This window comes from Kriegella aquimaris, from assembly GCF_900103215.1.
Taxonomy (GTDB): Bacteria; Bacteroidota; Bacteroidia; order Flavobacteriales; family Flavobacteriaceae; genus Kriegella; species Kriegella aquimaris.
The window spans coordinates 1-22,801 of the sequence record NZ_FNGV01000021.1 but is presented as its reverse complement, the minus strand read 5'-3'; the positions used below and the strand labels follow the sequence as shown (position 1 = coordinate 22,801).

16 protein-coding genes and 1 tRNA gene are annotated in these 22,801 nt (G+C 38.9%); 10 read left to right on the top strand and 7 right to left on the bottom strand.

All coding sequences use genetic code 11. The features are described 5' to 3' along the window. From BLS33_RS23365 to BLS33_RS23350, 4 genes are all read left to right on the top strand, one after another. Positions 1-2,103: a glycoside hydrolase family 20 zincin-like fold domain-containing protein gene (locus BLS33_RS23365; RefSeq protein ID WP_089895546.1), complete on the top strand. Its 2,103-nt coding sequence runs from the start codon at positions 1-3 to the stop codon at positions 2,101-2,103. Positions 2,104-2,481: 378 nt separating this feature from the next. Then, positions 2,482-3,342: a fructosamine kinase family protein gene (locus BLS33_RS23360; RefSeq protein ID WP_089895543.1), complete on the top strand. Its 861-nt coding sequence runs from the start codon at positions 2,482-2,484 to the stop codon at positions 3,340-3,342. An 89-nt stretch (positions 3,343-3,431) separates the two neighbouring features. After that, on the top strand, positions 3,432-5,573 hold the full coding sequence (locus BLS33_RS23355; RefSeq protein WP_089895542.1) for an outer membrane protein assembly factor BamB family protein: 2,142 nt from the start codon (positions 3,432-3,434) through the stop codon (positions 5,571-5,573). A 12-nt stretch (positions 5,574-5,585) separates the two neighbouring features. After that, on the top strand, positions 5,586-6,647 hold the full coding sequence (locus BLS33_RS23350; RefSeq protein WP_089895540.1) for a Gfo/Idh/MocA family protein: 1,062 nt from the start codon (positions 5,586-5,588) through the stop codon (positions 6,645-6,647). A 2-nt stretch (positions 6,648-6,649) separates the two neighbouring features. Here the strand turns inward: BLS33_RS23350 and BLS33_RS23345 are convergent, their stop codons facing one another. Continuing rightward, a complete protein-coding gene (locus BLS33_RS23345; RefSeq protein WP_089895538.1) occupies positions 6,650-7,843 on the bottom strand; it encodes a C40 family peptidase in 1,194 nt (397 codons plus the stop codon). A gap of 103 nt (positions 7,844-7,946) precedes the next feature. Here BLS33_RS23345 and dcm point away from each other — a divergent pair, with 103 nt between their 5' ends. The 3 genes from dcm (at position 7,947) to BLS33_RS23330 (ending at position 11,689) form a co-directional block, all read left to right on the top strand. Next, entirely contained in the window at positions 7,947-9,179 is a 1,233-nt protein-coding gene (gene dcm, locus BLS33_RS23340; RefSeq protein WP_089895536.1) for a DNA (cytosine-5-)-methyltransferase, read from the top strand. Positions 9,180-9,546: 367 nt separating this feature from the next. Next, positions 9,547-11,181 (top strand): M28 family metallopeptidase, encoded by a 1,635-nt coding sequence (locus tag BLS33_RS23335; protein WP_089895534.1) that lies wholly within the window; start codon positions 9,547-9,549, stop codon positions 11,179-11,181. Positions 11,182-11,314: 133 nt separating this feature from the next. Then, positions 11,315-11,689: a hypothetical protein gene (locus tag BLS33_RS23330; RefSeq protein ID WP_089895533.1), complete on the top strand. Its 375-nt coding sequence runs from the start codon at positions 11,315-11,317 to the stop codon at positions 11,687-11,689. A gap of 28 nt (positions 11,690-11,717) precedes the next feature. Here BLS33_RS23330 and BLS33_RS23325 read toward each other — a convergent pair whose 3' ends face one another. Beyond that, positions 11,718-12,170: a GNAT family N-acetyltransferase gene (locus tag BLS33_RS23325; protein ID WP_089895599.1), complete on the bottom strand. Its 453-nt coding sequence runs from the start codon at positions 12,168-12,170 to the stop codon at positions 11,718-11,720. A gap of 374 nt (positions 12,171-12,544) precedes the next feature. Beyond that, positions 12,545-12,976, bottom strand: coding sequence for a ribose 5-phosphate isomerase B (gene rpiB, locus BLS33_RS23320; RefSeq protein WP_089895531.1), 432 nt, complete (start codon positions 12,974-12,976; stop codon positions 12,545-12,547). 605 nt (positions 12,977-13,581) lie between these two features. Between rpiB and rnr the strand changes: the two genes are divergently transcribed. The 3 genes from rnr to BLS33_RS23305 are packed head-to-tail and all read left to right on the top strand — an operon-like array spanning position 13,582 to position 17,253. Beyond that, positions 13,582-15,771: a ribonuclease R gene (rnr, locus tag BLS33_RS23315; RefSeq protein WP_089895529.1), complete on the top strand. Its 2,190-nt coding sequence runs from the start codon at positions 13,582-13,584 to the stop codon at positions 15,769-15,771. A gap of 57 nt (positions 15,772-15,828) precedes the next feature. After that, positions 15,829-16,512, top strand: coding sequence for a head GIN domain-containing protein (locus tag BLS33_RS23310; protein ID WP_089895527.1), 684 nt, complete (start codon positions 15,829-15,831; stop codon positions 16,510-16,512). Positions 16,513-16,569: 57 nt separating this feature from the next. Then, positions 16,570-17,253, top strand: coding sequence for a LysE family translocator (locus BLS33_RS23305; protein ID WP_089895525.1), 684 nt, complete (start codon positions 16,570-16,572; stop codon positions 17,251-17,253). Between the two features lie 39 nt (positions 17,254-17,292). Here the strand turns inward: BLS33_RS23305 and BLS33_RS23300 are convergent. From BLS33_RS23300 to BLS33_RS23285, 4 genes are all read right to left on the bottom strand, one after another. Further along, positions 17,293-17,363, bottom strand: a tRNA-Cys gene (locus BLS33_RS23300). Between the two features lie 65 nt (positions 17,364-17,428). Next, positions 17,429-17,791 carry a dihydroneopterin aldolase gene (gene folB, locus BLS33_RS23295; RefSeq protein ID WP_089895523.1) on the bottom strand — a complete coding sequence of 121 codons (363 nt, stop codon included), beginning with the start codon at positions 17,789-17,791 and terminating at the stop codon, positions 17,429-17,431. 97 nt (positions 17,792-17,888) lie between these two features. Then, a complete protein-coding gene (locus BLS33_RS23290) occupies positions 17,889-18,845 on the bottom strand; it encodes a PorP/SprF family type IX secretion system membrane protein (protein ID WP_089895597.1) in 957 nt (318 codons plus the stop codon). Between the two features lie 19 nt (positions 18,846-18,864). Continuing rightward, positions 18,865-22,801 (bottom strand): T9SS type B sorting domain-containing protein (locus BLS33_RS23285; protein WP_143017677.1); only part of this gene is annotated, 3,937 nt, incomplete at its 5' end.

The following is a 22,801-nucleotide window of genomic DNA, read 5'->3' as shown; positions in this document are numbered from 1 at the left end:
ATGAGTCAAAAATTCTTTTCCCTTTTATTTTGTATTTCAATTTTAGTATCATGTAAAGAACAAGACAAAAAACTTGGTGATTTCAAAGTACTACCAGAACCACAGGAATTCGTGGTTTCTGGGGTAAGCGAATTAAGTACAGGTGCCATAGAAAATTACTATTCCGATTCCCAAATTGATCCATCTATACTTGGCACCAACCTAAAACAGATCAAACCCGTCGAAGACGTAACAGCTGCTCAATTGGTGCTCACCTTAAATAAGGCTTTGGATATTTCCGCCGAAGGATATTCCCTGACTATTTCAAACGGACAGATATCGATTACGGGAAAGGATCAAGCGGGACTCTTTTACGGATTGATAACCTTGGAACAATTACTTGAAGATGCCTCTGAGCAGCAGGTAAATCTGCCCTTGTGTACAATAATAGATTATCCATTATTGGCCTACCGCGCCATACATTTAGATGTTAAACACCATCTTCAAAAAACGGATTATTACTATGAGTTGATGGACAAATTGGCCAGCTATAAAGTGAATGCCATCATTCTAGAGGCCGAAGACAAAATGAAATTCAAACGCCAACCGATCATAGGCTCTGCCGATGCGCTTAGCCTTGATGAATGGGCCAAGTTAAGCGATTATGCCGCCGCCCGAAATATAGAAATCAGCCCATTGGTACAAGGGTTGGGGCATGCTTCCTTCATTTTAAAGCACCCCAAATATAAAGAATTGAGGGATGACCCTAGCAGTGACTGGGCCTTTGATCCGCTGAACCCAAAAACCTATGATGTTCAGTTTGATTTGTATTTAGACGCAATAGAGGCTACCCCACATGGTAAATACCTTCATGTAGGCGGTGATGAAGTACATACAACGGGCCGCAACAGTGGAAAATCGGCTTTAGAGCTTCAATTAATGTGGCTTGATAAAGTCAGTAAGTTTGCAGAGGAACATAATCGAATTCCGATTTTTTGGGATGACATGCCTCTAAAACAGGCCGAAGTATATGCGCCCATGTTTCAGCCGGAAATGACGCAACAGCAGGTGGACAGCGTTTGGGACAAAAACGGACATAGATTGGCGGCATTTTTAGACCAATTCCCGAAAAACTGTATTTATATGCGGTGGAACTATAGTTCGCCAGAAGCTTTAGGCAATACCAAGACAATGGACTGGTTCCGCGAAAACGGATTGCAGGTCATGGGAGCCACGGCAGGACAAACCAGATGGGTGTTAATGCCGCAGGAAGAGAGCAATATCGAAAATATCAAGTCTTTCGCATTAAGTTCTATTGAAAGTGGGTCTCACGGTCTCTTATTGACCCTTTGGGATGATGATTCACCACATTTTGAACTATACAATAGAGGAATTATCTTCTTTTCCGAATATACCTGGTCGGGAGAAAAGAGGAGCAACGATGCTTTAAAAACTGCCTACCGACAACGCGAATTTTCACATACCATGGCAGATGGGTCAAATGCCTTTATCGATAGTTTGGAAAAACCCGTGATTTTTTGGAAAAATGCGCTCTTAAAAGGTAATAAACGTAATTTCTTGGCTAGTATGGACAATGCTTTGGAAGAAGGGGTTATCGATCTCCCCGTGGGAAACCAACAAGGGAGGTGGAGCGAAAAATACGCGCCACGGTTACATCAAGCATCCCTGATTATAAAACAGACCGACAGTATTGCGGCCATAATAGAGGAAGCCAAATCAAAGGCGATTCGCAACTCCTACACTTTAGAAGTTTACGAGCAAGTAAACAATATGACCGCCGTGCCCGCTAAATTACTTTTGGGGCTACAGGCTTATGATGCCGCCCAAAGTCCTGACGAGAAGACCAATGCACTCAAGAACCTGGAAGAATTGAGAAAGGATTTTGTGTCACACAGAAGAGAATTGGAAGACGTATATGGGAAGACTCGTATTCTGAATAAGCCAGACAATTATATTCTCGATCAGGATCATCATGTACATCTGGCGAACCAATCAATCAATTTCGATTGGCAGTTCTACGCTGAAATGCTCTTCTTTGAAAAATTATCAAAACAACTAGACGATGCCATATATTTAGAAAGCTCGGATGCCCTGAAAAAATAAATAGGAAGAAAACGGGAAAACGAATGTATAGGGCCGAACCACGTCCAAAATCGAAGTTATTTCCAAGGGTGGTAATGGAATTGATACGCTAGTCCGGAATAGGCGCTTCCTTACATCAACCGAATAAAATTATAACGAAATCCGGTGGCCTCCACTATTAGAAGAAACATAGTCAATATACAAAAGCATCTAAGGAAACAAAGGTTTAATACGTTTGCTGCTAACTAAGACATCATTTTTTTAAGAGGTTATTCCGCCCAAATTAAGGGGGAAAATAAAAAGTGTGCCCTGGAAATGATTTATTTACAAAGCCTATTTTAATATTTAATACGGTCTTACATAATATCCAAGATTATTAAAATTAAGCAGCAAATAGACATGACTGATATTCTAATAGCACATCTCTCTGCATTACTAGGTGCTCCTATAAAAAACGTTTTTCCTTTATCGGGAGGGGACATTTCACAGGCGTATTGCCTTCAGACGGACACCGAACGATTTTTTTGTAAAACAAACAATGCCGGTAATGCCGCGACAATGTTCGCTACTGAAAAAACTGGGCTGGAAACCATTCGTGCTACAAGCACGATTAAGGTTCCTCGGGTTTACGGAAATGGAAAAATAGATGCTACCGGCTTTTTATTATTGGAATTCATCGAAGCCCAACGACCGAATCATCAAGATTTTGAACGTTTGGGAGATGAATTGGCCCAATTGCATAAGGTCTCGGCAGATTATTTCGGTTGGGAAAACGATAATTTTATAGGAAGCCTTCCCCAGTCAAATACTAAAAACACTGCATGGTCCAATTTTTTTGTTAAAGAGCGGCTATGGCCTCAATTCATACGAGCTCAGGAAAATAGGCTACTAACCCATTCAGAGGTTCCCTCTTTAAATGCAATGTTGCACATCTGTGCACTATTACTGCAAGACATAAACCCGTCACTTCTGCATGGCGACCTTTGGAGCGGAAACTACCTGATTTCATCAAATGGAACTCCTTACCTCATCGATCCAGCCGTTTATTTTGGTGACGCTAAAGTGGATATGGCAATGACTCGCCTCTTCGGCGGTTTTTCTCCTGAATTTTATAGGGCATACGAGGCCCATATCCCAACTAATAAATGGGAACAAGGGTATGATGACCTATACCAGCTTTATTATCTTTTGGTACATCTTAATTTATTCGGTCGCTCCTATTATCCAACAGTTAAAAAAATTGTGGAACGCTATTTTTAATTCCTAATCTTCTTTATAATCATGTCAGTGGCATACAGCGTCTTTTTGCTTCATTTTCCTTACTTTTAAAAAAGTTCAATCGGGGCCTTATGAAATTCAATTTTAGTATCTGCTATCGCTTTTTTTCCTTCTTCTACATACTCTTATTATTATCAAGCTGTAATCCGCAAGAAAAAATTGACGGTGCTAAAGATGATTATTCTACATGGTCTTCCTATTTGGGCGGCCCTGATCGCAACCATTTTTCCACCCTCTCACAAATTACCCCTGAAAATGTAGCCGAACTTAAATTGGCTTGGTCTTACAGTGCCCCGGATACCGGACAAATGCAAATGAACCCCATTGTCGTTGATAGCATACTCTATGGAGTTACGGCGGCACTAAGAGTCGTCGCCCTCAATGCTTCGACGGGCAAAGAAATTTGGCGTTTCGGCGATTCCTTACCACTTCAACTTTCTACTAGTCGGGGCGTATCGTTTTGGGAGAAAGATGAAGATAAACGAATTTTATTCTCAAAAGGTCCCGATCTATACGCTTTAAATGCCTTAACAGGAAAACCCATCACAACTTTTGGAAACCAAGGAAAAATAGATCTTCGCTCTGGCATGCCGGAAAGCGCAAAGGAGAAATTTGTAATCTCCAATACGCCGGGTACTATTTTTGAGAATTTGATTATTATGCCCTTGCGCCTCTCAGAAGATATTGGCTCTGCCCCTGGTAATATTATGGCATTCAATGTTATAACTGGAGCTGTTGAATGGGTTTTTCATACCATTCCACACCCTGAAGAGGAAGGTCACGATACTTGGGAAGACCCGAATAGCTACGAAAGTGAACTTGTTGGTGCCGCCAATAACTGGGCCGGTATGGCCATAGATGAAGAAGAAGGCGTTCTATATGTGCCTACTGGTTCGGCCGCACCTGATTTCTATGGAGGCAAACGAAAGGGGAGTAATCTTTACGCCAATTGTCTTTTAGCCCTCAATGCCCGAACGGGAGAGCGAATTTGGCACTTTCAATTTACCCACCATGACGTTTGGGATCGTGACCCCCCTGCCCCACCTAATTTGATATATGTTAAAAGAGCAGGCAAAAAGATTGCGGCCGTAGCACAGGTGACCAAACAAGGCTATGTCTACGTTTTTGACCGCAAAACAGGTGAGCCCTTGTTTGATATTGAAGAGGTTCCGGTACCCGGCACATCTACGCTTGATGGCGAAGAAGTGTGGCCAACACAACCCATTCCTGTAAAACCCAAAGCCTTTGCCCGATACTCAACAAACTTAACAGAAGATGATGTTAGTCCGTATGCAGAAAACATAGATTCTTTGCGTCAAATTATAGCCAAGGCAGATATGCGCATGTATGCACCGCCAAGTTTAGACCCTGTTCTACTATTACCAGGATACGATGGCGCCGCCGAATGGGGCGGCGCCGGAGCAGATCCCGAAAATGGTATACTCTATGTCAATTCGAATGAAATGGCTTGGATTCTTCAAATGAAATCCAATGACAGCACCGCCCCTAGACTACCCTTCGGGGAAGCCGTCTATCACAAATATTGTGTCAATTGCCACCAAAAGGATCGCAAGGGAATTGAAGTAAGTGGATTTCCTTCGCTTCTGGGTATTCAAAAACGACTAACAAAAGAGGCTATCGAATCGATTATCACTAACGGAAAGGGAATGATGACCGGTTTTCCGCAAATTTCAGACGATGAAAAGAAAGGCCTTATGGCCTTTCTTTTAGATCAACAAGACAAGTTCGAAGTGACAGATGGTGTACCCTTGTCAAAACCATATCCCTTGCCATATAAACATGGTGGCTATCATAAATTTTTAGACAAAAATGGGTTACCGGCCATTTCTCCACCGTGGGGGACCTTGCACGCCATTGACTTAAATACCGGTGAGTATATTTGGTCAATTCCTTTTGGGGAAACCCTGTCTCTAAAAGAGAAAGGCCATCCCACTACGGGATCTGAAAGTTATGGCGGACCTGTTATCACCAAAAATGGTCTCCTATTTATTGGAGCAACAAAAGATGGTTATTTTCGGGCATTCGACAAACATACGGGCAAACTGCTTTGGGAATATGAATTGCCTGCCCCTGCCTTTGCCACTCCCGCAATGTATGAAGTCGACGGTAAGCAATTTATTGCCATTGCATGTGGAGGCGAAAAGTTAGGAACAAAAAAAGGAAATCAAATCGTGGCTTTTGCCCTTGAATAATAAAAATATTTTATGAAAAAAATTCGCATTTTAGTAGTTGGTTGTGGAAATATGGGAACCTCACACGCCCGTGCCTATCATCAATTAGACGGTTTTGAAATCGTTGGCTTGGTCAGCCGAAAACCAGAGAGTCGCGAAAAATTATCGGCCGAACTGGGTGGTTTACCCACTTTTGGTGATTATACCCAAGCGCTTTCAGACACCGAGCCCGATGCGGTTTCCATTAACACCTACCCCGATACTCATGCCCCCTATATTGAGGCCGCTTTAAATGCCAATGCCCATATCTTTGTAGAAAAGCCGTTGGCACTGACAGTGGAAGAAGCCGAGAAATTAGTCCGACTTGCGCATGAGAAGAATAAGAAAATGGTCGTTGGATATATTCTCAGGGTTCACCCCGCATGGACCAAATTCGTAGAAGTCGCACAGACCTTGGGCAAACCGTTAGTTATGCGGATGAACCTCAACCAGCAAAGTTCGGGAGCCCATTGGTATACCCATAAACAACTAATGCACTCAATGTCTCCTATTGTAGATTGTGGTGTTCACTATGTTGATGTGATGTGTCTGATGACCCGTTCAATTCCTAAAAGTGTAAGCGCCATCGGAGCACGGCTTACCGACGAAATAGATGCAAAAATGTACAATTACGGACAGTTACAAGTTCGGTTCGAAGATGGCTCCGTAGGTTGGTACGAAGCCGGTTGGGGGCCTATGATGAGCGAGACTGCCTTCTTTATCAAAGATGTTATCGGACCAAAGGGCTGTGTCTCTATAACCGATGACGCCAAAGGCGATTCTGATGACGTTGATAGCCATTCTAAAACCGGATCTTTAAAATTGCATCACAGTACCACCGATACCGATGGCAATTTTGTCAAAAGCGACGAAATTATAGATACTTCCGACGAGCCCGATCATGATGGGCTATGCTTATTGGAACAAGAATATTTTTTAAAAGCCATTACCGAAAACCTAGACCTGAACGACCATTTGAGAGACGCTGTAAATAGTCTACGGATTGTTTTAGCCGCCGATGAATCGTTCCGTACAGGAAAAACAATTGAGCTTTAATTTTAATCTTTGAAAAGAGGTGTTTTCGCGAGTTCGATAACACCTTCCTTGTGATCGGCCAGATAACGATTCGATCTTAAGTACCGATTGCGATTGTAATCATCGTAATTTTCAGCGTTAGCATCCATACTGCTAATATGAACCCGCCCGGAAGAGTGGATAAATTCGTTATTTCCTATCCACATTCCCACATGAACGACTTTTTCTCTTGTGGAATCCGTTGCCTGACGCCCAAAGAAGAGTAAATCTCCCTTTTGTAGGTTTTCAAAATTTTTAACCGAATCAACTTCTTTACCTGAGTGCACCTGTTGAGAGGCGTCTCGCGGAATAACCATACCGTTCAAGAAGTAAATTGTTTTGGTAAATCCACTGCAATCCACCCCTTTTGTAGAGGTTCCTCCCCAAAGATAGGGAAGCCCCATTAGTTTTTTTGAAGTAGCGACCAAGGTCTCCGTAGTCGGTTCTAAGCTTTCCAACCAAAAATTATAGTCTTGAGCTTCGTTTTCAGAAATGAATGCAAGCCGCCCATCAGGGTAGTGTACTTCAAAAAAGCCCTTTTGCTGTCCGGTCTTTTCCAAAATAGCACCGGCTACCAAATCGGAGACCACTTGCGAATTGATATTGGCACTCGAATAAGACTGTCCCACAGTATGGGTATAAATAATCTTATCAGCAGATTTCCACTTAGTCGCCTGTTGCTCGTTCATCAATTCGAGACCTCCCCCATCTACCCACGCCATATAATTATCCGGGGTTTGAATAAAATACCAATTATCGTCTTGTTTATAAACTTTCACTGGAGTTCCTAAAGTGGCCTGCGTTGCCAATTCTGAAGAATGCGCCGGATTGCTGCGTAAGTTGGCTACCGATATTTTAATAACCCCTTGGGTTTTTCCTTTAAGCTCGGCAGAAGGTAATATTTGAATACTATCAACAAACCTAATTTTTTGAAACTCAAGATTTTCTTTGAGCGTTGTAACCGCCTGAGATAGATTGCTTTCACCCTTTAAAATAAACTTATCGTTGTTTTTTATGGCCGATATATCGAACAACGCTACTCTCTTGTCAGGAGCAAATTCAGACTTAACCTTTACAATCTCTTCCTCAAGGGGGGGTTCAGACTTCTTTTCGGCTTCGCAGGAGATAAGAAAGCCTGAGCAAAAGAATAAGATATAAATTCTATGTGTAAATTTCATAGCGCAATATTGTTTTTGTAAAAATAAACATATTCCCTTGAGCGTACCAAGTACTTGTAAAAAGGCAATTCTCTTTTATTGTTTTTGTCTAATTTTATCCCCAATGAATAAATTAAGGGTCATTGAGCTTTTTGCCGGTGTTGGTGGTTTCCGCTTAGGATTGCAACGAAGTGGTGGTTTTGAAGTGGTATGGAGCAACCAATGGGAGCCATCAACCAAAGTACAGCACGCATCAAAGGTCTATGAAGCTCGATTTGGCTCCAAAGATCATAGCAATACCGATATTTCACAGGTATCAACATCCGAAATTCCTGATGCAGATATTTTAGTAGGAGGATTTCCTTGCCAAGATTATTCTGTGGCAACGACCTTACAGAACTCTAAAGGCCTTATTGGGAAAAAAGGGGTGTTGTGGTGGAGCATACATAGAATACTATCCGAAAAATCAGTTCCGCCGAAATATTTATTCCTCGAAAATGTAGATCGTTTGCTTAAATCGCCTTCTTCACAAAGAGGAAGAGATTTTGCCATTATGCTCAAAAGTCTTGATGAACTAGGCTATGCCGTAGAGTGGCGGGTTATCAACGCGGCAGATTATGGAATGCCACAACGACGAAGGAGAATCTTTTTCTTGGGGTATCATAAATCAACTCCCATTTATAAAAAGCTGTTAAAAGCCGACAAACCGGATTGGATGATTAAATCTGGAACTCTTGCAAAAGCATTTCCCGTAGGAAATACAATGGCTATTTCATCATCTTTTCCGATTACTGAAAACCTAGTAATGCTCTCAGAAAATTTCAATAAGGACCAAAAATTATCACCCTTTGAAAATACCGGCATCTTTATGGATGGGAAGGTTAACACTGTTAAGACTACCTCAAGCTTTAATGGAAAGCGAACCGTACTCGGAGATGTGCTACAAAATGGTGAAGTGACCGAGTCGTTCTTTATTCCGTTAGAGGATTATCCCAAATGGGAATATCTAAAAGGTGCAAAAAAGGAAATTCGCACGGCTAAAAATGGGTTTTCCTATAATTACGCTGAAGGCGCAATGGTTTTTCCCGATGCCCAAGACAATGCCTCCAGAACCATTATTACTGGGGAAGGAGGAAGAAGCCCCTCTCGATTCAAGCATGTAGTACAAACTAAAAAAGGGCTACGTCGCCTAACTCCGGTTGAGTTGGAACGATTGAATATGTTTCCTGATGATCACACAATGCTTGAAGGCGTTTCCGATGCAAAAAGAGCCTTTTTTATGGGCAATGCCCTCGTTGTAGGTGTTGTTGAAAAGATTGGGCGAGCGCTACTGCAAAACATTAAATCTTTGAGGTGAGATAAACAAACACATTTAAATCAGGTCTTGGAAAAGCACCTAAGAACAAAACTGAAAATCAATAAATTTAGTTTTAAGTCCTTATTTTATAAATGAAAAGAGCCCGACAAAACGATTTGACTAACAGAACACAAGACCAATGGGTTTGTTTTTATTGTTCTTTTGAATCAAAGATTATATTTTTTGTATTTTATCGACCAGGCAGGCACTTTAATAGATGATTTTGTTGGCAGGTATTTCTTCGGGTATCTTATAACCGACCTAGTAGTTGGTAATTCGAATATTAGGGGTAGTTAGACATACTTATCTATTTCAATAATTGGCTGGCAAGTTATAAAGGCATACTCGACACTTTTTTATTCAAACCATGAACAACTATTCAATATATTTCAAAATTGCGCTTTTAATACTATTTATTGGTTGTAAACCAAATACTTCTGGAAGTATTGAACCGGTGGAAGTTGATATTTCAACGATTGGCAAGCACATCGAACAGTTGGCTTCAGATGATTTTATGGGCCGAATGCCCTTTACGGAAGGAGAGGTGAAAACCGTAAATTATCTAAAAAATCAATTCTCAGAACTTGGCCTTTTACCCGGTAACGGCACAAGTTATTTTCAAGAGGTACCCTTAGTTGAAATTACGGGGGTACCGTCAGAAATAATGAAAATTTCTGGGGACGAAAAATCTTTTGATTTGAATTATTTTGAAGATTTTGTAGCCCTTTCTTCTAAAACAGATTCTGAAGTAAGTCTTGAAAATTCTGAACTTGTATATGCCGGCTATGGTATTGTCGCACCGGAATATGGATGGAACGATTATGAGGGTATAGATTGGAAAGGAAAGACAGCGGTTGTCTTAGTGAATGACCCAGGATTTCAATCGGGAGATTCTACCTTGTTCAAAGGCAACGAAATGACCTATTACGGTCGCTGGACCTACAAATATGAGGAAGCGGCAAGACAAGGTGCAGCTGGCGTATTGATAATTCACGAAACGGAACCTGCTTCATATGGTTGGAACGTAGTTCAGTCTAGCTGGAGTGGTGCTCAATTAAGTCTGGAAAGTTCGAAACCCGTTGCAGATGTACAAGGATGGATTTCCAATGAAAGTGCCAAAAAGTTATTCCAAGCATCTTCGGTCAAAAATAAAAATTTTAAAGAATTGGCAAAAACAAAAGACTTTAGACCAATTTCATTGGGTTTAACAGCATCGGTAAAGATTACAAATACGATTAAGAGAGATATTTCAAAAAACGTTGTTGCCTTATTGCCCGGTACAGAAAGAAAAGATGAATATATTATTTATTCGGCACATTGGGATCACCTTGGTATCGGAAGACCTGTAGATAATGATTCCATTTATAATGGTGCAGTCGACAATGCTTCAGGAACAGCCTGTCTTTTGGCTATAGCCGAAGCTTTTAAAAAATTAGGAGAAACCAAACGTTCCATAGTTTTTCTAGCTGTTACTGCCGAAGAACAAGGTCTTTTGGGCTCTGCATATTATGCGGAACATCCTATTTATGACCCTCAAAAAACGGTAGCCGATATAAATATGGATGCTTTATCAAGCCCTGGCCCTATGAAAGATTTAACTATAACAGGTTATGGCCAATCAGAAATGGATGAATATGCCAAAGATGCAGCCGAAAAACAAAGTCGCTATGTTATACCTGATCCAGAAGCTGAAAAAGGTTATTTCTTTAGATCAGATCATTTTAACTTCGCAAAAATTGGTATTCCAGCACTCTACGCCAGCGGTACTTTTGAAGATTTCGAACATGGGAAGGCATTTGTTAAAAAAATGAATGATGATTATCATAGCAATAAATATCATCAACCCTCCGATGAATATGACCCGCTAACCACTGAATTAAGTGGTATACAGTTCGATGCACAACTATTATTTCAGGTAGGTTTGAAATTGGCCAATGAAGATTATTTTCCAAAGTGGTACGACAGAAGTGAATTTAAGGCAGTGAGAAATGAAAAATTATAACTTTTAGTTCTTCAATAATATTTTTGGACAATACTAATTTTCTTGGTTTAAACTGCTTTTATTTTTATCTTAAATAACTGTTAATCAGATAATAATATTTGGTTCTTACATAATTTTTACTATCTTGTTGGTTATGGTAAAAGTAGATAAGTCAGAAAATCAGGCGTTTTTAGAGAAGTCAATCAATCATTTAGAGGCCACGGGCTTTGAAGGAATAAAAGCGGATTTGGAGGGTTACGAAACTCCAAAATCATATTTGAGAAAAGGAAGCGATTCAAGAATCACACCCGATATCGTCGCCCTTAAAAATGGTAGAAAATACTTTTTTGATATCAGTTTAAAATCAGAAAAGCCACGACTACTTAAATCCAAATGGTTATTTCTAGATGCATTGAGCCGAATGAACTCCAATAGATTTAGAATTATTACTACTAAAGGGCATTACAAGTTTACAGATATGATGTTGGAAGACATTAATCTGACAAATAAAACTCCTATTAAAATTTAGTCTCAAATATTGAAAGCCCATACGCGGATTATCTATCTGATCTGCGTATCATGCCTATATGTGGAATGCCATCTTCAAGGTAACCATCTCCAATTTGTATAAATCCTAGTTCTTCATAAAATCGTTCAAGATATAACTGAGCTGAAACGTGAATGGTAGTTTCATTAAAGTATTTCTCGATCGCTCTAATAGACTCATTCAGAATAACTTTTCCATAGCCATACTTTCTTTGGTCTTTTTGAACCACTACCCGGCCGATACTTGCTACCTTGGCGTAGTCATTGGGTCTAAAAATTCGAGTATAGGCAATAATCTTGTTGTTTTTGGTTCCTAAAATGTGAAGTGCCCTATCATCTTTGCCGTCTAAGTCTTGATAAGCACAATTCTGTTCCACTACAAAAACCTCACTTCGCAACTGCAGAATAGTATATAATTCTTGTGTTGTTAACTCTTCGAACTTCTTTGCGATTACACTAAGCATTGATTTTGTACAGTTATCTATTACTATTGTATTCACCAAAATGTGGAAGTAAAAAAATCCGTATAGTAAAATAAAATTGATCTTCCAGCTAAACTTCATGTTTATGAAGCAGTCAAATATGTACGTAATGAAAACGATTATAGACGTTGCATTGTCGTACGCTAAAACAATTACGTGTGATGGTTACCTGTAAAAAAACTATCCAAAATAACTGAACGGATAATCAAAACATAATTTTCACTAGACCGTGAAAATCTTCAAAGTATTTATAGTATAAGTTATGAAAATTTGTCTATTGAAATAAAACCTATGCCTAAAATTACTTTAATAAAAAATAAGATATTACTGCTAGTCAAATAACCATATAGTAATGACTATACGCATGGTATTTTTTCTATTCTTCTTTCATGTCTACCTCCTTCGAAACTCGTATCTAAAAAAACATCAACCATATTCAATGCTTGCGGTAATGAAATATAACGTGCAGGTAGACTTAGAATATTAGCATCATTATGTTGACGGGCAAGCTCTACGATCTCTTTATTCCAGCAAAGCGCACAGCGCACTTTTTGATGTTTATTGGCCGTCATAGAAGCACCATTTCCACTACCACATACGATAATACCGAAACTTACTTCATCATTTTCGATATCACTGGCTACGGGATGAATAAAATCAGGGTAATCAACACTATCGGTACCATCGGTACCATAATTCAGTACCTCAATACCTTTTGATTTCAATAAGCCTAATATAGCAAGCTTATATTCGGTACCCGCATGATCGTTCCCTATAGCTATTTTCATGGTCAATTTAATAATGGTTTGTATCGCAAAAATACAATACTTAGGGTTTAACCACAAAAAGAGTTCATTTCACAACAATTTTTATGATAGTCCCAAAAAACATTGTTAATTAGTGGTTGTTAATTACTGTTTAGATCGTTGATAAGCTTCCAATAAAAATTGGATTTAAAATTTTGTTTTTACCCCATAATATCGCTCTACAAAAAACTTCTCTCAAAACGTAATTAACTTCCAATAAAATTACTTTCACATATCACCGATAAATCTGAAGTAGTTAACATTAAATTAACCTTAACTTATCACAAAAAACATGTTGACTTTAATTATCAACCTATATTGATAATTTTTTTAAACTATTGATTTGCAAGGGGAATAGCATTTTATAAAATGTCAACAACTTTTATTTTCCGTTCAAAGCAAGCTTTCCATCTTTTTTTTATCCCTGCTATTAACGATCTATAATAACCATCATTTTTATTTAAATTTTAAAAAAGAAATATGATGTATATAGTAATTGTTGATAACATTGAAATGGGTGTAACATAAACTTGAAAGAAATGTTCAATGGATTATAATTCGTAATTTCCCACAAAATAAAATTTTTAATGTCCAAGAGAAATAAAAAATCAAAAAACCATAGAAGAAACGAAATTACCAAAGGTATTTTTACTGTTCTCGAACAGGAACCTAACAAAAGTTTCAATTATAAACAAATAGCTGCTAAAATTGGGGTAATCGATGCTCACGAACGCAATCAGTTGATTCAGCGTTTGACAGAATTAAAGGAGAAAAAACGCATCTTGGAAGAGGGTCGCGGAAATTTTAAAGTGGCGGCATCGACCAAAACCTATCATACCGGTACGGTAGATATTACTGGTCGAGGCAATGCGTATATTATAATAGAGGGTATGGATGATGACGTATTCGTGCCTTTTAATAAATTAAAAAAAGCTTTTCATAAAGATACAGTTGAAGTATATATATACCCAAGAAGGAAAGGAAAAAAGCTGGAAGGTGAAATTGTAAAGATACTAGAACGAAAAAAGAATTCTTTTGTGGGTATAGTAGATATGCAAAAGACATTTGCTTTTGTAAGACCAACCGATTTTAGAATGTATACCGATGTTTTTGTGTCCTTAGACAAAATTGGGAAAGCAAAAGATGGTGAAAAAGTGATTGTCGAAATTACCGAATGGCCTGAAAATGCAGATTCACCTTTTGGAAAAATTATCGAAGTACTTGGTATGCCAGGTGAGCATAATACTGAAATTCATTCCATTTTAGCGGAATATGGGCTACCATATGAATTTCCGGCAGAAATAGAACGCTTTGCAGATCAATTGGATACGACCATTAAAAAGGAGGAAATTGATAAGCGAAGAGATATGCGAAATACGCTGACCTTTACTATTGATCCAAAAGATGCCAAGGATTTTGATGACGCACTTTCTTTCGAAATTTTAGAAAATGGTAATTATGAAATAGGTATTCATATTGCCGATGTGTCGCACTATTTGCAAACCGATACCATTCTTGATGATGAGGCCTATGATCGGGCTACTTCGGTGTATTTGGTTGATCGTGTGGTACCTATGTTGCCAGAGGTATTATCTAACAATGCTTGTTCACTGCGACCTAACGAAGAAAAATATACGTTTTCTGCGATTTTTGAGCTAGACGATAAGGCGAATGTTAAAAATCAATGGTTCGGTAGAACGGTCATCGATTCGAATGAGCGTTTTGCTTATGAAGAAGCCCAATATATTATTGAAAATAAAAATGGAAATATTCCTTCGGATATTTCTATACGTGATAAAGCCTATGCAGTTTCTAACGACGTAGTAGAGGCGACTTTAACAATGGATAGATTAGCTAAAATTATGCGGGAAGGCCGTATGAAAAAAGGAGCAATATCTTTTGATAAGGTCGAAGTACGTTTTAATTTGAATGAAAAAAGTGAACCCGTAAGTGTTTATTTTAAGGAAGCAAAGGATGCCAATAAGTTGATCGAGGAATTTATGCTTTTGGCCAACCGAAAAGTAGCTGAGTTTATAGGAAAACAAAAGCCGGAAAAAACATTTGTTTATCGAATTCATGACAATCCTGATGAAGATAAATTAATTGCACTTAACGGGATAATTTCACGTTTTGGTCATAGTCTTAACTTTAAAGATAAAAAGTCTATTAGCGCTTCTTTAAATAAGCTTTTGGAGGATGTAAAGGGTAAAAAGGAACAGAATTTGGTAGATACCTTGGCTATTCGAAGTATGAGCAAGGCGATTTACACAACAAATAATATTGGCCATTATGGCTTGGCCTTCGATTATTATACCCATTTTACCTCGCCGATAAGACGTTATCCCGATATTATGGTCCATCGTTTACTCCAACACTATCTAGATGGCGGAAAATCACCAAAATCGGAAGTTTATGAAGAAAAATGCAAACATTCTACAGATATGGAAATCTTATCGGCGAATGCTGAAAGGGATTCTGTAAAATATATGCAAATAAAGTTTATGCAAGACCACCAGGATCAAGAGTTTATTGGGGTTATCAGTGGTGTTACCGAATGGGGTATCTATGTCGAAATCATTGAAAATAAATGTGAAGGAATGGTTCGTATTCGAGACATAAAAGGTGATTATTATATCTTTGATGAAAAACAATACGCTTTGGTGGGCGAACGTACAAAACAAACCTACCAATTGGGTGATGAGGTTGTGGTGATGGTAAAAAATACCGATTTGGTAAAACGTCATTTAGATTTCTCATTAATCGGAAAGCATAAATGAAGCAATTTTTTGGAATGAAAGTTGTTCTGTAAGTAAGAAACCTTCTTAGAAACTGATATGAAGCAAAAGATTCTATTTTTTATAGTGTTGCTTATAGGACTTCAGTCAAGCAGTGGTCAAGACGAAAAAGTAACTCAAGAACTTGATAGTTTTACAGAAGTAAAGGCCTTTGACGGACTTTCTGTAAACCTTATTAAATCTGACGTAAATAGGGCGGTGATTTCCGGTGCCAATACTTCTCGAGTAACCATTATCAATAACGATGGCGTTTTAAAACTTCGAATGCAGATCGGTAAGATTTTTAGTGGTTATAGAACTTTTGTAGATTTGTACTACAGTGAAAAGATTGTAATTATTGATGTGAATGAAGATGCGCGAATATCTTCTGAAGATGTTATAAGTCAAGATATTCTTGAATTAAAAGCGCAAGAAGGAGGTGAGCTATCGGTGAAAGCAGAAGTTGAGCAAATATTGATTAAAGCGGTCACTGGGGGCGTTGTTATTGCCAGCGGATCTTCAGATTTACAAGATGTTGCCATAAACACCGGAGGTATATACGAAGGTAAAAACCTAAAAACCAAATTTTCAACGATTAATGTGAACGCCGGTTCCAAAGCCGAAATAAATGCCACCAACTATGTCAATGCTTCTGTAAAAGCAGGGGGTGAAGTGCTTGTTTATGGTAATCCGGTAAAAATGGAGGAAAAAACGGTATTTGGTGGAAGAATTACTAAAATGTGATTTTTAATTTCCACGCTATTTTTATCCGTTCGATAATTTAGAAATCAGAATTACAGTATGTGGGAAGATGTTCAGGCGGCGATACCATTAGGCTTTTTTTTAAGCTTTATGATCGGGCCTGTTTTTTTTGTGCTTTTAGAAACCAGTGCAATAAAGGGTTTCAGGGCGGCTATTGTTTTTGATTTAGGTGTAGTACTTGCCGATATTCTTTTTATAATCTTGGCCTATTTTAGTAGTTTTCAGCTTCTCGAAAATTTAAGCAATCAACCTGGATTATATGTTTTTGGAGGTTTTATTCTCTTAATTTACGGAGTAATTACTTTTTTTAAAAAAGAAACAAAAAAAGTTACAAAGAAGGAGGATGCGGGTCTAACCTCCAGCAAGGGATATGTCGGATTATTGATGAAAGGGTTTTTACTCAATTTCATTAATATAGGGGTATTGGTTTTTTGGCTCGGGGTCATCATTGTTGTAGGACCTAGTCTGAACAATGATTCCAATCGTATTACGATTTTCTTTTCAGCAATGATCGGGGCTTATGTCGTAACCGATATTTTCAAAATATTATTAGCAAAACGGTTGAAAAAAAAGCTTACAAAAACTCGAATACGTCTGATCAAGAAAAGTCTAGGGATTATTTTAGTAATCTGCGGTATCGTTTTAATTGTCAAGGGATTTTTGCCTAAAGATCAATTCAATATAGAAAAAGGCATCCAACACATTGAACATATGGGAGAATAAAAAATCCCCTCCGTTAAAGGAAGGGATTTTGGATAAGAGAGGCATCGAGCGGATTCGAACCGCTGTACAAGCTTTTGCAGAGCTGCGCCTAGCCACTCGGCCACGATGCCATTTCAAGCTGCAAATGTAAGATGTTATTCTTAGCTATCAAAAAGATATGCAAAAGTTTGGTTTTTTATTCCAAATCTTTTGTATTTAAAATTACCGATACCATCTCCACATCACCGTTTATAGGCGGATTTAGCTTTGATACTGAAACTTCGGCTTCGATTATATTTGTAAGTTCTGACAGCATTCTTTCCAGTATTCTGCGGGCTACGTGTTCTAAAAGCTTAGAAGGAAGCTTCATTTCTTCTTTAACAATTCTGTTGATATGTACGTAATCTACCGTATCAGCAAGTTTATCCGAAAAAGAAGCCTTTGACAAATTAGATCGAATACCAACATCTACCGAATATTCGCTACCGATGGCAGTTTCTTCTTTCAAACATCCGTGATGGGCGAAAACCCTGATATTTTTAATTTTTATTTTCCCCACAGCTTAGCTTAATTTTTTACAAAATTATATGATATGTGATAAAGAACAACCACAAAAAGCCGTTGAAAATTATTAAATGGGGAAATAATGTACAATTTTAATAAGTACATCGACAGTTGCTGATGCCCTGAAATAAATCTACACCAATGGTAATAACATGGGTACCTGTACTATATCCTAAAATTTCGTTGAGTATTATCTGATAGGAATATCCGAAATAGAAATTGCTTTTCTTCAATCCTACGAAAGGGGCCACGTATAGAGGTTTACCAATTTGATCATTTAAGAAACGATAATTAAGTCCAGCGTAGTAATAATCTTCAAAATCATACCATCTGAATTTCAGGTTCAAATCCGTCTCAGAGCGTCCATCACTTTCAAAAAGTTTGAATAGTATAGAAGGTTCTATCTCTAGTCGGCTATTCTTGTTCTTGGTATAGCGATATCCTGTATACGCATAATAATTCCGTAGTTCGTTGGGCTCATCAATGTTAAAGGTCAAGTTTCTTGGATCTTTATTGATAAGGTTTGAGGCATTCAGGTTAAAATAAAATTTATCAAAACGGTATAGTACACCAACATCAAAATTATGATTGGCAGTCTGACGGTTATTCACCACTCCATTATCGGGAAAATCTAAAAGATTGAATTGTTCGGTATCTATTCGAAACTGATTAAAGTTATACGACAGACCAAAAGAAAGGAATTCATCATCATATCTGTCGAGTGTCAAATGATGTGCAAAGGAAACCCTTGCTCCCTGTTGTTTGGTATATCCATTTTTGTCATTGTATAAAAATAATCCGACTCCTGATTTTTCTCCCAACCGCATATCGGCTGCCAATGATTGGGTTCTGGGAGCATCTTTGATACCTACCCATTGGGCCAGACCGTTCAACCTTATTTTTATATGGTCTCCAATACCCGCATAGGTAGGTGACAAAACAAAGGGATTATCTGCTAGGTATTGTGATAGCTGGGGCGAATTAAGTTCTTGACCATTGGAGTTCAAGACTGCGAAAAGCAGAAGTAAAGCCAATAATATTTTACGCATGGTTCTGTAGGTTAAGTTTTTATCGATATAGGGTAAAATGTCCAACAAATTCACGGTCATCATCTTCACCGTTAAGTTGTATAACATACCAGTAATCGCCCGTTGGCAACTCTGCTTTTTTGTAGGTTCCGTCCCATCCCTGAACATCTACCGACACACGCGAAACCTCTCTACCATAACGGTCAAATATTTTGATTAGTATCTCTGGAAATTGATCAATATTTTTTGGCTTCCAACGATCGTTCTGACCATCCCCGTCAGGAGTAAAGAAATTAGTGATTTCGATGTCTATAAATTCAACAAAAATACTGGCCGTTGATTCACAACCGTTTTCATCTACGACCGTTACTGTATAATTATCGGTTCTAGTAATGTAAAAAGTATTGTCGGTACCATTATTCGTATCATCAAAATAAAAGGTATAATCTTTTCTTCCTCCTGTCGCTACAGCAGTAATTTCATTGATATTGTTTTGTTGAAGCGTCAGGTTCAATGGTTCAAAGTTTTCAATTTCAAAATCAATGATGTTTACGCATCCGTTTGCATGGGCTATAGTTATGTAATGCGGGCCGGGGGCTAAATTCCTGAAATCAGGGTTTAGCAACATGTCATTTGTATTACTAGAATCCAATGCATATAGTACTTCACTGCTGTTTTCGGAATCTTCCAAAACGACATCTATATAATTTGTCGGCATGTTGCCGGTACATTCATATACTGGAATCACCTCCGCGTTTAAATTTACTCCCGGGTCAATGGTTACCGTCAAATTGGTTTCACAGCCATTGTTATCTCTAACAAAAAGAATATAATTTCCTTCAGCTAAATCTGTAAGTTCTGTTCTTCCTTGTACAAAATCGGCGTCAACATTAGAATTTACGGCAGTGCTGTATGGTGCAGTTCCTCCAGAAATGGCCAATGATATTGAACCGTCATTACTACCAGCACAAATCTCAGGGGAGGTAGTAGCGCTTACATTGATCATCGTGGGCTGGGATATGGTATATTCGATATATTCGAAACATCCATTTCGATCCTGTGCTATCACTACATAATCACCTGGAGCAAGATTTGTAAATGTATTTATGGAATCGAACTGGGCCAGGTTTGGTGATATGGAATATAGATAGTCTCCAGATCCTCCAGAAAGGGTAACCGTAATGCTTCCATTTTCTTCACCGAAACAAGAGGCATCCGATACCACCTCACTATAACTTAATGGCTCGGGGTCAGTTATCGTTACTTCTTCCGGGGCCGTTGTACAGTCGAAACTGGTCACCGATACATAATAATTCCCAGCTGGTAAATCTCTGAATTCTCCTCTGGCCTGTGGCCCTGCAATTCGTGAGGCAATAGATAAAGAGGCGTCTGTGAACAATTCATATTGGTAGTTACCCAAACCACCGTAGGCGTCTGCGAAAATAATTGCCGTACTTTCCCCATTACAGTTAATTGTGGCAGCAGTTTCGTCCACTAAAAGAATCAACGGGTCTATCGCGTCTTCAGTTATTGCATTCGACAAAATTGCCTCACAAACATTGACTGCATCCCTAACATAATATTGATAGGTTCCCGAAGCGAAAGTTCCTATCGACGGCAAAGCCATTGGATTACTGCTCATTGGCACGAATGTGAGGTTGTCAACACTATACTCATATGAACCGCTACCGCCCGCGGCTGATAACTCAAATTCAACACCAGTGGCGCAGGTTAAGGGATCTGTTCTTATTAGCAAGGCCTCAACCAAGGTTGGCTGTCTAATTTCGACTCTGTTTGTCTCAATATCACAGTTCCATCCATCCGTTACGGTAATACTATAAATGCCCGCTCCCATATCATTAAAATCAGGACTTAATTGTTCTCCTGTGGTATAGATGATGGCGGTTCCTGCCGAGTTATAACGGTTCAATTGATATTCATATGTTCCACTTCCGCCGCTGGTCACGTTTGCTGAAATTGTTACACCAGTATCTCCAGAGCAAGCCAAATCAGTTATCAACGGAGTAGCATTAGCTACTATAGGAATAGCGGCATTTAACATCTCGGTATCCGTATAAACACAACCCAAATCATCTGTGACCGATATAGTGAAACTACCTGCAGAAAGCCCCGCAAACGTTATGGCATGGACATCCATTACAGAATATACCTGTGAAGTTGTTGTATTGGTCAAAACAATATCGTAAGGGGCATATCCACCACTTGGATCTATTAGAATCTCACCTTGATCATTTGTACATGTGGGAACCGCTAAAGCGTCGACTATTGCCGTTAGTGCCGTATCAGGAGATATTATATTTACAATATTGGAATCTTCAATACAAGAAGGCACTCCTGTTTCTGTAACTCGCACATAATAATTCCCTCCTGCAAGACCGGTTATAGGTCTTGGGTTTACACTTGTATCTGTGCTTACTAATCCACCTACTGTATTTCCTAATCCATCAAACAATTGATAGTCATAGTTCCCGGCGTATCCTGTAATAGATATTTCCAAAGCCCCATTTCCGTCTCCAAAACAAGTAACTGGGGTTATTGCTACGGCCATAACATCAATGAAATTATAAGGTGCTATTTCATAGGAAGTTGTATCAACATAGCATCCTGTGTCCATATCCGTTACTCTAAAGGTATAGTTTCCTACTGACGATAGGTCGAAGGTCGCTGTTGTCGACGTAAAGGCCGTTTGAGCACCATTTGGATTCCCAAGTGGCAACAACTCAAATGAATAGTTATGAGGATTTCCATCATCCGTTACAGCTACTGTTACGACTTCTTCATTTGTACAAGAAATGGCCGATATCTGACTAACAGTTGCACTAAACTTATTTAGGGGTTCAATTGTAACTGAGGTTGTTGCGGGACAACTTTGTCCATCCGTAACGTATACGATAATATTTCTCGTCAGGCCGTTGTCAAGTATTTCGAACGTATTGGAACTTTGAAAATTCACATTATTAATACTGTATAAGTATTGTGGTGTTCCGGAAGGATTTCCCGGAGTTGTAACACCGTCCAAAATAGCTATGGTAATGGTAGATGTGGTTACACCATTGTCTCCATCACAAGCGAAAGTTGTAGCAGTGGCGTCTATCAATAATTCTGTGGGTTCCGTTATTGTTTCGTTTCTAAATCCAACACAACCCCTACCAGAAATTACTTTTATTTGATAATCTCCAGCATTCAAATTTGTAAATAAAGGGTCAGTTTGCGGTCCTGCGATTGGTGTTACTAAATTGACAATGTCATAGAGTTCATATTGGTAAAGAGGATTTGTATCGGTTGCTGGGTCTATATTTACCCTAATACTGCCGTTGTTGCCGCTGAAGCAGCTTACGTTATTAATAGTAGCATCTATTAGAACTGGGTCTATCGGTGCGTCCAGTTCCTGTGTTACCGTTCTTTCACAAACAGGATTGGTCGTATCATTATCTCTAACAATGATAGAATATGTTCCTGCCTCTGTTAAGTTTGTAAATACACCTGTTATTTGTGTAATGACATTTCCTAAAGGAGTAGTCATTATAAATTCTAGGTTGGTTGAACCTCCGTTTACATTTACCGTAATCTCACCCTCTGGTGTAACTGTACAATCAATAGATTTTACAACTGAAGTAGAAACATCCAATTGCTCGTACAAGAATTCTGAAGGGGTATTTAGGCTACAGCCCCACTGGTCCGTAATCAACACTTCATACTCACCGGCGCCAAGTCCCGAGAATACGCGGGTGTTCTGTGGCGCACGCAGATTAACACCGTCCTTGATCAATTGATAGGTATAGTTGCTTCCCTGTCCGCCCATTGGTAAATCTACGGTGATTTCACCCTGTAGGTTCGTACAGTTGTCCCGGGTCACTTGAATGGCGGCCACTATGGCTTCTGGAACATCAAGGACAATGTTGTCCCGAATTAATCTCTCACAGCCTTGAGCATCGCGTACCCAAGCATGGTATGTC